Source organism: Pseudomonas oryziphila (assembly GCF_003940825.1).
Classification (GTDB): Bacteria; Pseudomonadota; Gammaproteobacteria; order Pseudomonadales; family Pseudomonadaceae; genus Aquipseudomonas; species Aquipseudomonas sichuanensis.
In genome coordinates, this window is the sequence record NZ_CP034338.1 from 4,545,462 (window position 1) to 4,557,949 (window position 12,488).

Genomic DNA, 12,488 nt, shown 5'->3' on the forward strand with positions numbered 1-12,488 from the left:
AGCGTCGACCATGAACGATATTTCCATTGCGCCCGAGGGCCTCGAACCCACCGAATCCCCCCTGGCAGCATTGCCAGCAGCGGTATTGACCGCGCCAGGAGGCCCACATCCAATCAAGGATGATCTGCGCCAGATCCTGGCCATGACCGCCGATGGGAAGGTGCACGTCTCTCCACAGCACGTCAGCGATCATTACGTCATGTCCTTCTTGGACCAGCTGGAACACAAGGGCATCGAATTTCAGGTCGTCTCGGCCTCTATGACCGAGATCAAGGCGCTGTATCAGGCCTCAGCGACCACGGGCATGAAAGCACTGGTCGAGACTCAGCGCCAAGCTCAGGTCGTGGAGTTCATGGGTGACGCCCACCGCCGCGGTGCAAGTGATATTCACATCGTCGTTTCGCACGATGTAACCCGCATCAAGTACCGGTTATTCGGTGTCCTGCAGGAGGTCCGCCAAGAGAAGAGCGACGTGGGGCGGGAATTCTGCGCGGCGCTGTACAACAGCATGTGCGATGTCTCTGGCGACTACTACCAACCGCACATCGCACAGGACGCCCGTGTTAGTCGCAAGTTCGTCGACCAGCTGGGCCTGTATGGGGCTCGAGTAGCAACGCGACCGCTCGTTGACGGGCCTCTCATGGTCATGCGCCTGCTGTACGACGACACGTCCAAGCAAAGCTTCGAAGAGCTGGGGTTCCTACCTCAGCAGGTCGAGCATTTCAGAAGGCTGCGCAGCTTTCCTTACGGGCTGAACCTCATCACCGGCCCGACAGGTTCCGGTAAATCGAAGACCCTACAGGTCAACCTCAACGCGCTGTATGACGAGACCGGGGGTTCCAGGCACATCCTTACGCTCGAGCATCCTCCGGAGTATCCGCTTAAAGCCAACCAGTCGCCTATCTACGCCGGTGAGACCTGGGGGGATGGCATTACCAACGCAGTACGGCTTGACCCCGATGTCCTCATGTACGGCGAGCTGCGCGACCTGGCGTCGGCACAGGCTGCATATACCGGTGCCATGACCGGTCACCAGAGCTGGTCAACCCTGCACACCAACAACGCGATCGCTTCCATTCAACGCCTGATCGATATGGGCGTTGCTGATTACCTGGTCACCGACCCGCTGCTGACTACGGGCATCGTGAACCAGTCGTTAGTGCCAGTTCTCTGCCCCGCTTGCCGCATCCCGCTGAAGGAACATACCCACGGCATCAGCAGCGATCTGTTGGCCCGGCTGGAGCAACTGCAGATCGTCGACCAGGTCAACCTGATCGGTGACGGCTGCAACCACTGCAAGAACCTCGGCGTGGTCGATCGGACCGTCATCGCCGAGACACTGCTGACCAACGTAAGGCTCATGGATACGTTCAGCAAACGCGGTGCAAGCGCGGCACGCAGGTACTGGGTCAACGAGATGGGCGGCATCACCAAGATCACCCACGCAATCATGAAGATCACCGAGGGAGCGGTGGACCCGCGCGATGCCGAGCTCTTCGCCGGTCCACTCGACTTCGACAAGCAGCTAATGGAGCAAAGCGATGCTTGAGCTGCTCCGAGACTTCTGGACAGGCGTTCGGGAGGCCGCCCAGGGCTGGGAGGTGACCTTTTATGCCAAGCAATTTGGGAAGAACGAGCGGATCCAGTTCTACGAGAGCCTCATGGGCGTGATCGAGGACGGAATCGCGATCGAAGTAGCACTGGAAACCGTCGCCAAGGCGTTCAGCAACGACGGCAAGACAATGCATCCCGTGTCGGTCATTTGCAGTCAGGTGGCCATGCTCGTGCGCGGTGGTAAATCCCTAGCCGATGCCTGCCGGAGCCACCTGCCTTACGACGAAGCCTCGCTGGTCGAAACCGGCGAGAAGACCGGCAACCTGACAGACGCGTTCCGTGATTGTGTCCGGCTCATCGAGGCGCGCCAACGCATTGCCCGCCTAGTCATTTCCGTCGTAGCGCTTCCCTCTATCACCTGGAGCCTGATGGGGGCGCTGCTGTACGTGATCGCAACCTGGATGGTGCCGTCTATGGCTCAGCGCCAAGACCCCGAGTTGTGGACCGGCATCCCCGGCATCCTGTACGCGCTATCCAACCTGGTCACGCACTACGGACTGCTGATCGTCGCTGTCGTGCTGACCCTGGTCGTGGTGTCATTCGTGACTCTTCCCTACTTCTGTGGGTTGCAGGTACGACCGAATAGCCCGGTATGGAAAACCCAGCTCAGCCTCTTTCTGCAGACTATGAGGATGCGGCTCGAAGGCATCCCCCCGTGGTCGATTTACAAGGTCCTCCACGGCTCGATTTTCTTGCTGAACATGTCTGTGATGCTCCGCGCCGGCGTGGGCCAACTGAACGCCCTCAGCATTCTCAGCCGCAGCGCATCTCCCTGGCTTCGGGAGAGGATCGACGCCATTAACTACGGCGTCAGTTCGGGTAAGGACTTCGGGACCGCGCTCAAGTTAGCCGGGCATCAGTTCCCCGACCCCATGGCCATTCACTTCCTGCAGGTCTTGGCCACCCGCCAAAGCTTTGCCGTCTCGATGGAGCGCTTCGCCAACCGGTGGCTCGAGCAGATGCTCAAGCGCGTGGAAACGGCCTCCAAGTCACTTACAGCGCTATCCGCAGTGATCATGGGCCTGCTCATGATCTTCGTGATGGTCGGCATCTTCCAGCTCGCCATCGGCCTGATGGACTCCATCCAACACTAAGCACTCAGCCCAGAGGCAACCCATGACACTCTCTACTCCTAAAAACCAACGCGGCTTTTTGTCCATCGATGGCGTGATGTGGATCATGCTCATCACCATCGCTTTGGGCTTCATCGCCTGGATCGGCTACAAGATGCTCGGCAGCTCTGATGCCGCTGTCGAGCAGAGCAACATCACGACCATCATCACCAACGCCAAAAAGCTCAAGGGGTCGACTGGCTACGGCTCTTCGGGGACCAACCTCGTCCCTTCGCTGATCGCAATTGACGGCACCGGCTCCATGGGCGTCTCGGGCAACACCCTGACAAACCAATGGAACGGTGCTGTCACCCTGGTGAGCAACGGCATGACCTTCACCCTCACCGAATCCAATGTGCCCAAGGCCTCCTGCATCACGCTGACGACGAAGATCGCTAAAGACAAGCAGACCACTACCTCGATCAACGGTGGATCGGCAACCAGCGGCGAGGTACTTCCCGCCTCCGCTACAACAAGCTGCTCCAACGACATGAACTCGATTTCCTGGACCACCTACTAAAGGCTGCCGGTGTGAGCTTGATTGCCGATGCTGACTTCGTGGACCTCTACCTTGGCCACGACTTTGCCGATGTGAAGGGGCTGGCCGGCCAGCCCAGAAAAGCCGCCGTCCCACATGAATGGCTGACCGAAATCGAGGAGCTCAGAGCACGCTGTCTGCATCAGTTCGAGACGACACGCGAGCCCGAGTTCGCCCTGGTGTTGGAGGAGCGCGTGCTCCTGCGTGTGACGTACATCCTCGATGTCTTCACCAAGCCATTTTTTGTTCTGAACCGCTCCAGAGCGACCATCATCCCTCTCGAGGATCTTGGGTTGCCGGACCATATCTACGAGTGCTTGCTCGCAGAAGAAACCAGGGGGTTGGTGTACTTCGTCGGTGAGATGGGCACCGGCAAGACCAGCAGTGCAGCCTCAGCAGTCAAGGCACGCCTGACATCACGCGGCGGCCTTGGCCTGACGGTAGAGGATCCGCCAGAAACGCTACTGCAGGGCGAACATGGCGCTGGGCGCTGCATCCAGCTGCCGGTTTCCCGCGTCCAGGGCGGCTACTCAGAAACGCTGATACGCGCGCTCCGTACCCGCGCCGATCTCATCCTGGTCGGCGAGGTGAGGGACACCGCCACCGCCGCTGAAGTCATTAAGGCCTCGATCAACGGCCATCTCATCTTCTCCACAGGTCACGGCGGCGGCATCGGAAGCGCCATCCAGCGTCTGGCTGTGCTCGCTGAGCCCATCATGCCGAATGCCATGGAGGTGCTCTCACAGGGGCTCACGGCGGTGATTCACCAAACCCTCCTGCGCCCGGATCACGCCCAGCCGCGGCTCACACTCCAGACCCTGCTGCTCACCCAGGATGACGCTCCATCCATCCGCGAAAAGATCCGCAGCGGGCACCTTCAGATGATCGAGCAAGACATCGTCACCCAATCGAACAGGAGTCTCTGGCATGGCCAGTAAACGCGGGCAAGCTGGCTTTTTCACCATTGACGCGCTGTTCGGCCTGATCGCGTTGGCCATCCTGCTCTCCCTCGCAGGCTGGTGGATGATCAGCTACGGCAACCAGCAGGACTACCGGATCGCTGCCGAACACCAAAGGACCGTCGCCGACGCCTTCTCAAAGTACCTGAAGGACAACTACGCCGTAGTGCTCACCAACGCCGGTCCGACCACACCGGTCCAGGTCACCGTCGACATGCTCCAGAACACCAAATATCTGCCGGCAGGCTTCAGCTCAACCAATGGCTTCGGCCAGACCGTTGTTGGCCTGGCCAGGCGCCTGAGCGCCAACCAGCTGGAGGCAATCGCGGTCACAACCGGTGGGCAGGTCATTCCCGAACTCGGAATTCGAACGATCGCTGAGCACCTCGGCGCCCCGGGTGGCTTCGTTTCCGTGTTCAATCCCGGAGTGATCCAGGGTGTACGTGGAGGTTGGGAGGTCGCCCTGAGCAACTACGGCATCAACCCGGGGCCGGGCCACACCGCGAGCGCGCTGTTCCTCATGGACGGTGACCTGGCCAATGATTACCTCTACCGCAATGCGGTGCCAGGTCATCCGGAATACAACCGGATGAACACCGACATCGACATGGGCGGGAATGATATTAACAACGCGCGCAACATCACTGCCACGAAAGACATCACTAGCAAAGATGGTTGGTTCAAGAGCCAGAATGATACAGGCTGGATCAACGAAAAATGGGGCGGCGGCCTTTATCAGTCCGATGCAGATTGGGTTCGTGTTTATAACGACAAGGGGCTCACTGCTGGCAAGCTCTTTTCTCCCGGAACCATCTCTTCCACCGGAAGACTGACAACCAACGAATACCTTTCAATCGGTGGCCGAGGTGCGGAAGGAGGTGCTTGCACCGACCTGACTCTCATGGCGAAGACCACAACCGGAATGCTCCTTTCCTGCGAAAACTATAAATGGACAGCGGCCAAAGCTAAGTTTCCGGAATATATAACTGGGTCCTGTCAATCACCTGGTGGCTGGGCATCGACCCAGTGCTACCTCGCCGATTTGTCGTGGGTAACCTGCAACTTATCAGGTGCAAATGCCGTGGGCCAGGACGAGGTAGGCCGCGTCATCCGTCAATCAAACGGTTGGTACTTGATCACTTCGCGTTTGTCTTGGGCAGGCCTCTTCTACTGGCAGTGCCAACGATAAGACACCAAAAACTATTGGGGCTAACACGAATGAAAGACCATTTAGAAAACAATACGCAGTACACCCTCGACGAACTGGTGACCTGGTTCTCTGCACGCAGCAGAATTTGCAGCACCAAACTTTGGCCGGCTGCACTTAAAGGCGAAACCGTCTTTGAGGTTGGCGACTACACATACCGATTCACCCACATCAAAAATGACATCTACTTGCTGCATGCAGTTGAGTCAAACAGCCTTATCAACCCCCACCAGGCATTTAATGTCAAAAAGATGGTCGCCTACATTTTGATTCTAGGGGCAGTCGCGACCATCGCTGTGAGCCTCTGGGCCAATTTATAAGACCACTGCGCAGAGCCCGACGAAATGTATATTTATTGGTTAGTGCTGGTGATGCTACTCGGCGCTTCTGCACTCTTTTCCCAGGCGCAGTACAACGAACAGTCAGTATCCGAGCAAGCCACCCTCGACGCGATCAGTCGAAGCATGTTGGTCTATCGCTCGGCCGCAGCGGAGTATGCGTGGGCCAATCCCGGCTTTGTTGGCGTTCCTCCGGAGACTGCCCTGAGTCTGCCAGACTGGTACAGCAAACAGAGCGGGATCACCGCCTATGTTGCGTCGGGGGTGTCCTACACCTACATCACCGGCCCGATCCCCGCTGGCTTGCCCGCTGCACTGACCGCGCGAACCGAGTCCACGACCGTTGGTGTGAAACGATCTGGCCATCTGTACTCACCGAAAGGGGGGGACATGGCCATCCCGATTCCAGCCCCGGTGCCCGAAGGCGCGGTCATTGCGGTCTACTGACCCCGCCGCTCTAAAATACCCGCGAGCCTTGCATCCCGGCCCTGCTACGACCCATAATGACATCAGTATTCGGTTTAACCCCGCTGGCTACTGACGGTCATCAGTAGCGCCCAGGTGTTGTGGTTCGCCTCAATACCAAACCGTAAGCACGCTATAGCTCCGGGAAGGGCGTGCGGATCTGGTTGAATACTCTCCCTGTGTCTCCCTGCTCTCTCTAGTCGCGCAGCCGTCTAACTCGTGATGATCGAGTCCACAGGCACATAGAGTTTCAAGAGGTTCGGTGCTTCTTTGCTCCAAGGGTCACCTGGTAATGTGACCCCTCTCTTTTCCCTCCCTTTGGGTAGCCTGATGGACTTGTCGCAGGTCCATCAGGCTACCCAATGGGTACTCTCCCCCCTGCCGGTGGCCCGCCGGCGACAAGCCGGGCTCCTTTTGTGCGCGGATGCGTGCCTCATGTTTGCTGGCCAAGCCACGAGAATGGCCGGGTGATGAAAATCGAGACGATCAATGCCCAGGGATCGACGATTTCGACACAGGTGGCTCCTTCAACTTTTTTTCAAAACACGGCGGAAGCGGCTTTAGACCGCTGCTTTCGCCGGCTTTCTCCCTCCCCCATCTCCTTTCCATCCCCCCTCCCGCTTGACACAACTCCCCCCCCGCTCCGATGATTAGGCCGTGATCTGCTGACGTTGTCAGCAACATGCCCATGCAGCTCGGATCCGTAATGCTGCAGCACGCCGTTTGTGCGATCCGCCAAGCCCAAGGTCGTTTAGCTTCTGGTAGCACGACCGATCGACCTCCGTCGATAGAAGCTCATTCCGCAAACCCAGCGGGGAATCCACTTCCCCGACAGGGCCAGTGTTTCTCCGCATTTCATAATCGCAGGAGAAACACCATGACCGCACTGTCCGCACCTTCGACCGGCTTTCGTTTTGGCTACGCGCTCGGCACCCTCACCCGAGAGTTCCTGCGCGCCTTGAAACGCCCATCTCCCTCTGTCCCCGCTCAGGCCCAGCCTGCAGTTCGGTTTGCGAGCATAGCTCCCACCCGCAATGACTGGGATGAGCTCTCACGGATCCCGACGTTTGTTCGCCGTGGCGCTGATCTGAACCAGTGGTTCGACGCCAACACCAAGCCGGTACCACCGGCCAAGCGCCGCACCCGTCAGCCCAAGCAGCCCACGCTCAAAGCACCGCTGCGAATGGGTCCGCTGGATGAGCTCATAGCTCCGATCGCATCGATCTAACCTTCTCCCACCTCACCCCGTGCCAGGCACCCCACCTGGCAAGGTGAGGGCCTGGCGATTGAAGGAACGCCATGGCATCAAAAAAACGCGCCGCTGTAGCGGACGACCTTCGCAAGATCGGGACGACTGCCGTCGCCGCCGCCCTCGTAGGTATCTTCCTCAGCACTAGCCGTCTCCTGACAGCTTTCGCCCTCGTGGTAGGTGTTGTAATCTGGATCACAGGCATCTACCTCACCCCGGAGGAATGACATGAGCCAAACCACATTCGGCATCCTCATGCTCACTGCCCTGCTTTTCATCTGCGGCGGCATGGCTGTATGGGCTGATTGGCCTAACATCAAACGTCGGTGCCAGAAGATTCTTCGCGCACATTGATCATCGATTTTCCCTCCTTAACCCTCCTGCTGGAGGGTTTTTTCTTCCAGGGCTTGACAATACCTTTCTCCGTTTCCATCCTTGTCACCGTGAGCTGCTGACGTTGTCAGTAACCCAAGCCCGAGCAGTCATGATCTGAAAGACTGCTACACCCATTGCGGTGTTGATCTCCCCAAAATCGCCCAGCTTCCGGAAGCGCGATTGATCAATCTCTCGATTGATGGAAGCCTACCCAACTTGCTGCATCCCAACCCACGCGGGGAATACTTTCCCCCATGGGCGAAGTGTTTCTCCGCTTTCGCTATTGAAGATGGAGAATCACCATGAGCAACCAATCCAACGAAAAATTCTTCGACCTGCACACCACTGGCATCGGCTATCTCAACCGTATCCGCACTGTCACTCCCCGCAAGGGAAAACCCTTCACCTGCGTCACCATTGCCGCTTTGCACGGCTCGACAGATAAAGCCGAGTATTCGTACATCGACTGCAACATCGTCGGTGCCGAGGCAGAATTGCTGGTTCAACGCTGCCAGAAGGCCGTCGAAGCCAAGAAGAAGGTGCTGGTTTCCTTCCGAATCGGCGACATCTGGGCTGATGCGTTTACCTACGAAAATGGCGAGAAGAAGGGCCAAAGCGGCGCTAGCCTCAAAGGTCGTCTTCTTTTCATCGGCTGGATCAAAGTGGACAAAAAACTGGTTTACGAGGCCAAGCCGAAAGGTGACGCCGCCCAAGTCAGTGACCAAACCGTACCAGCTGCAACCACGCTTGTTGATCAAGCTCAACCTGATGCGGTTCAATTCGCTGACCAGGTTCAACCTGACGCTGTTCAGGTCGCTGATCAAGTCCAAGCTGACGCTGCTCAGTTCGCTGACCAAGATCTCTCCGATCTCGGTCACGATCTTCCTGGACAAGCCAACCAGGCTGCTTAACCCCCCTCAAAGCGCCCTCTGGGCGCTTTTGCTCTTTGCCAGGAGGCAAACATGAAAACCCTGTTCGTTCTGAACCTGCTGCTCCTCATCGCCGCCCTCGTCCTGGGCGACATCGTATTCGGTGCATGCGCCCTCATCGGCCTGAGCGGTTTCGGGCTGTACGTGACCAACAAACGCAAGACCACTTCGGTCAACGTTGCGCTGACCCACTGATCACAACAAATTGCTTCCAACCCGACTGGGGACACCGATCCCCTGCGGGAGCTGATGTCCTTCAATGGAGAGACATCATGCTTCTTCTAAACTTCGAGCGTAACTTCGAACTCCTCTACGTACCTCTTGAGTTCCCCGACCTGGAAGGCTCTGTTCATTTCTCGTCAGTCCTTTCAGCGTTTGTGTGGCTGAATGAGAATAAAGCCCGAGTATTAGCCTGGGAACTACGTGACACACTCACAGACGGCATCGCTGTAACCATCGATCAGACATATGCCATCGAACTGTAACAGCCGAACACCATTCGGCTGAGCTTATAAACCTTATCGGGTACATCACCCGAGCGGGTTGGTGACCCCTCAACGGAGAATCACCATGTCCAACGCGACCCAAGTTTTCCACGGCGTTCTGTTCGTCACTCACCCTCTCATCCCGCGCGCCTTTCTCCGGATCGACGTCCTCGAGCGGCTATTCGCGGAGATGATCATAACCATCGTGACAACCGTCCCGTATCCCGCCAATCGGTACCGGTACGTCCACACCTTGACCGAGTTGCAAGCAAAAGCCGCAAGTTTCTCGTTCCCCCACGATGAGTTGTTCAGGCGTGAAGCGGAACGGAAAGGCTACAAGCTCAACAGCAAGGACTACTGCGCGGCGCTGGTAGCGGCTGCTGCTGCCGATCAACAGCGGATTGCAGAAGGCATTCCGTTCTAAGCGGCTCCCCACCACTCTCCTCCAGCCTGAAGGGTTCGCCCTTCAGGAGGAGCACCAGCTAAGTAAGGCCCGGCCGCCAGGCCAACGAATTCTGAATTGGTTCACTGTCGTTGACAGTGCCTCCCGGAGCCAGGGTTTAAGGCTCCAGCGCGTTGCGCCAACCCACCCAAGATCGCCGAGCACTCGGTAGCGCGATCGCATCACCAAGTGATGGAGTGCCCTCTACATTACCTACCTGCGGGGATCTCATCCTCGCGGACGAGGCCTCGTCTATCTGGAGACCTCACATGTCCTTATCTTCCGCCTCGAGCGAGGCATACCTCACCCTCCCAGTAGTCCTGGACAACCCGGCTTGGATGCGGGCTGTCTATCTCGAGAACCCCATGCGGGTAGCCGAGATGAGCCAACGCCTTGCCACTGTCGTTCAGACGGCGTGGCAGGAGCTCAAGCAGCAGCCTCAGGCCACTGCTCTGTCCTTCGGCGTGTACACGAAGCGCCACACTGGCCGCGACCGTGACTGGGTTGCTCTCGCTTTGCAAGTCGTCACACCCGAGAACGAGCCTGCCTACATCCAGATCCAGCTGCAGCCCGCTGCAGCTCCCGCCTGACACAGCCATTTTTACTCACCCAGAGGGGTCACCCTCTGGGGTGGCGTCTCTCAACCAGGAGCATGCCACATGGCACAATTACCCAACCCCTTCCACATCGCTGCCGGCGATTACCCTCAACCCCATCCCTGCTGCAGCCGAGCTTTCGAGATCGCCTCAGCGCACCTTCCCGAGGAAGACTGGGCGGACCTGCAATCACTCGCCGAGGATGCTGATACAGCGTTGCTTCACTTCGAGTGCTTCACGCTGCCCGACAGTGACGCCATCGGCTTCAAAATTCTCAGCGCGCCCTGGACCGACCAACATCTGGGACAGCACTGGGGGTACGACCTATCGACACTTCAAGCTCTGCAAGCCGCCGAGGGCTTCAGCGAGGAAACCATTCGAGTGCTCACTCTTGCCGCTCAGGCTGACGTGAGGTTCCTGGTCATCGACCCCAATAGCAACGTTCTCAACGGTCTGCCTCTTTTCGACTGCTGATCACCTTCCACCCTCGCGGGGAACACCCGCAGGTGTTCCCCATGCTTTACGGGGAGCGCACATGATCTCCATCACCGGCCAGCTGGCCATCCGCACCATCTCCGGCCGACTTGGGCTCTTCAATGTCGGCCGCCTCAGTACCTCGATCGGTGAGTTCACCATCAAGGATGCTCTCCTGGATCAGTACCAAGAGGGTAAATACCGAGGTGACTTCGCGATCAAGCAGATTCGACCCTCGTACTACTCGCACGGCGGTCGACTCGTTGTTGAGATCAGGGCTGAACTTGAGGGCATGACCCTGGAGGATGTCACAGGTCTCAGTCGCGAGGACGAAGAACACCTGCCAACAAACGTCCCTGACCCTCTTGAAGAGGACGGGCCACCATCCTCACCGGTACCGCCACGTCGGATATCAAGTACGCCGGCGCGACAGCCCCAAACTGATGCCTTCGCCTCGGATGAGCCCTTCGGGATGAGTCCACCGGTGCCACCGAACACCAACGACATCGATGCCGAGCTGTTTGGCACGGTGTGGCCATTGAGCGAAACCGTGAGGCTCGACACCACCGTAGACCGACAACGGCTGCGCGCCCAATGCACGCGGCTGGACCAGCTCGGTTTCACCATGGACTTCAAAACTCAAACCTGGACCAGGGCCTCGCCTTAGAGCGACCAGTCAAGCCACGGCAGCAGTCAACCTGAACCACACACCCTGAGGGGCCTCCTCGGGGGCTCCATTTTTCTACCTGGAGCACCACCATGAACGCCATGTTCAGCAACTTGAGCAAACAAACCCTCGCCAACATCGAGGACCAGCTGTCCAACAACGAAGTGTCGACTGACGAGGAGCTCGTCGACTTCTTCATCGAAGAGTTGGAACTCACACTGGACCAGGCTGAGGCTGCTATACGTCTCCGCGACCAGTACCGAATCCAAATATTCCTCGAGGGTCACGGGCCGCTGCACCAACAAGACAGTGTGGCTTTCGATCCAGTTGCCAAGACCTTCAACTAATCACCAGACCACCCCGGGGGGCGTTTCCGCCCTCTGGGACGGACGCCTCCACAATGGAGGCCATCATGCACCCATCCCCCCTGTTCCAGATCGAGGAATGCCCAGACCTGTACGTCGACGCCTGCGTGTGCGACGAGCAGCGCAACCTGGTGTTCATGTCGGCCTGGGGCCGTGATACCGCACTCCAGGAGTTTCTGGCCAGGCTCACGCTTGGCCGGGAAGATAACGGCCTCGAGCAGTTTCACATTCTCGTCGACGGGCGGAGCATCCCCGTCTTCCCCAACCAGGACCAGCTGGAAAAGCGCACCACACGGCAGTTCCGCGGGACTTTGTTCGGCAGCATGTTGCACCTCTGGCTGTTCGATCGACGCGCCTCGTTGCCCGACCAAGCCAATCACTTCGCCTTCGCCCTCCTGGAGCGCAATGAAGCCCCACACCATCGGCTCTGGCCGCTGGTGATCGAGACCTGCCCGCTTCCCCTTCTCTCCCACTGGCGCGAGCCCGTGATGGAAGTCCTCACCCAGCACCAGATGCTGATCGCCCTCCCTGGAGCGATCGGCAATGTCTGCGCCTGGCGACTCGCCATGAAGCTCGAGGTACTCGAGCCTGCTCTCGGAGAGCTGATTCGCCAGGGCGTACTCACCACTGAAGCTCAGGCGCCTGCCTGAGCTCATCCACCAACTCAAAGGAC

At 58.4% G+C, this 12,488-nt stretch carries 17 protein-coding genes; all 17 read left to right on the forward strand.

Going from position 1 to position 12,488, the window contains the following annotated elements:
• Positions 1-10: 10 nt before the first annotated feature.
• The 17 genes from EJA05_RS21225 to EJA05_RS21305 all read left to right on the forward strand — a co-directional run bounded on the left by EJA05_RS21225 (position 11) and on the right by EJA05_RS21305 (position 12,465).
• Positions 11-1,549 carry a GspE/PulE family protein gene (locus EJA05_RS21225; protein WP_125859704.1) on the forward strand — a complete coding sequence of 513 codons (1,539 nt, stop codon included), beginning with the start codon at positions 11-13 and terminating at the stop codon, positions 1,547-1,549.
• Positions 1,542-2,708: a type II secretion system F family protein gene (locus EJA05_RS21230; RefSeq protein ID WP_125859706.1), complete on the forward strand. Its 1,167-nt coding sequence runs from the start codon at positions 1,542-1,544 to the stop codon at positions 2,706-2,708. The genes EJA05_RS21225 and EJA05_RS21230 overlap by 8 nt, the downstream gene beginning before the upstream one ends.
• Positions 2,709-2,730: 22 nt before the next feature.
• A complete protein-coding gene (locus EJA05_RS21235; RefSeq protein ID WP_125859708.1) occupies positions 2,731-3,246 on the forward strand; it encodes a type 4 pilus major pilin in 516 nt (171 codons plus the stop codon).
• An 11-nt stretch (positions 3,247-3,257) separates the two neighbouring features.
• Positions 3,258-4,202: an ATPase, T2SS/T4P/T4SS family gene (locus EJA05_RS21240; protein WP_125859710.1), complete on the forward strand. Its 945-nt coding sequence runs from the start codon at positions 3,258-3,260 to the stop codon at positions 4,200-4,202.
• Positions 4,192-5,412: a shufflon system plasmid conjugative transfer pilus tip adhesin PilV gene (gene pilV / locus EJA05_RS21245; protein ID WP_125859712.1), complete on the forward strand. Its 1,221-nt coding sequence runs from the start codon at positions 4,192-4,194 to the stop codon at positions 5,410-5,412. Before EJA05_RS21240 ends, pilV begins: the two co-directional genes overlap by 11 nt.
• Before the next feature lie 29 nt (positions 5,413-5,441).
• Positions 5,442-5,750, forward strand: a complete 309-nt coding sequence (locus tag EJA05_RS21250) for a hypothetical protein (protein WP_125859714.1) — start codon at positions 5,442-5,444, stop codon at positions 5,748-5,750.
• 24 nt (positions 5,751-5,774) lie between these two features.
• Positions 5,775-6,215 (forward strand): type IV pilus biogenesis protein PilM, encoded by a 441-nt coding sequence (gene pilM, locus EJA05_RS21255; protein ID WP_125859716.1) that lies wholly within the window; start codon positions 5,775-5,777, stop codon positions 6,213-6,215.
• A gap of 895 nt (positions 6,216-7,110) precedes the next feature.
• Positions 7,111-7,461, forward strand: a complete 351-nt coding sequence (locus EJA05_RS21265) for a hypothetical protein (protein ID WP_125859717.1) — start codon at positions 7,111-7,113, stop codon at positions 7,459-7,461.
• Positions 7,462-8,159: 698 nt separating this feature from the next.
• The gene (locus tag EJA05_RS21270; RefSeq protein WP_125859719.1) at positions 8,160-8,768 is read left to right on the forward strand and encodes an STY4534 family ICE replication protein; all 609 of its coding nucleotides are present in this window, start codon (positions 8,160-8,162) and stop codon (positions 8,766-8,768) included.
• Between the two features lie 51 nt (positions 8,769-8,819).
• Positions 8,820-8,981, forward strand: a complete 162-nt coding sequence (locus tag EJA05_RS28290; protein WP_153786184.1) for a hypothetical protein — start codon at positions 8,820-8,822, stop codon at positions 8,979-8,981.
• A 77-nt stretch (positions 8,982-9,058) separates the two neighbouring features.
• A complete protein-coding gene (locus EJA05_RS21275) occupies positions 9,059-9,271 on the forward strand; it encodes a hypothetical protein (RefSeq protein ID WP_125859721.1) in 213 nt (70 codons plus the stop codon).
• Between the two features lie 85 nt (positions 9,272-9,356).
• Positions 9,357-9,695 carry a hypothetical protein gene (locus EJA05_RS21280; protein ID WP_125859723.1) on the forward strand — a complete coding sequence of 113 codons (339 nt, stop codon included), beginning with the start codon at positions 9,357-9,359 and terminating at the stop codon, positions 9,693-9,695.
• A gap of 287 nt (positions 9,696-9,982) precedes the next feature.
• Positions 9,983-10,303 carry a hypothetical protein gene (locus EJA05_RS21285; protein ID WP_125859725.1) on the forward strand — a complete coding sequence of 107 codons (321 nt, stop codon included), beginning with the start codon at positions 9,983-9,985 and terminating at the stop codon, positions 10,301-10,303.
• Positions 10,304-10,372: 69 nt separating this feature from the next.
• Positions 10,373-10,783 (forward strand): DUF5983 family protein, encoded by a 411-nt coding sequence (locus EJA05_RS21290; RefSeq protein WP_125859727.1) that lies wholly within the window; start codon positions 10,373-10,375, stop codon positions 10,781-10,783.
• A gap of 61 nt (positions 10,784-10,844) precedes the next feature.
• Positions 10,845-11,450, forward strand: coding sequence for a DUF3275 family protein (locus EJA05_RS21295; RefSeq protein ID WP_125859729.1), 606 nt, complete (start codon positions 10,845-10,847; stop codon positions 11,448-11,450).
• 92 nt (positions 11,451-11,542) lie between these two features.
• Positions 11,543-11,797 (forward strand): hypothetical protein, encoded by a 255-nt coding sequence (locus tag EJA05_RS21300; RefSeq protein ID WP_125859731.1) that lies wholly within the window; start codon positions 11,543-11,545, stop codon positions 11,795-11,797.
• A 65-nt stretch (positions 11,798-11,862) separates the two neighbouring features.
• Entirely contained in the window at positions 11,863-12,465 is a 603-nt protein-coding gene (locus tag EJA05_RS21305) for a hypothetical protein (RefSeq protein WP_407692082.1), read from the forward strand.
• Positions 12,466-12,488: the final 23 nt, after the last annotated feature.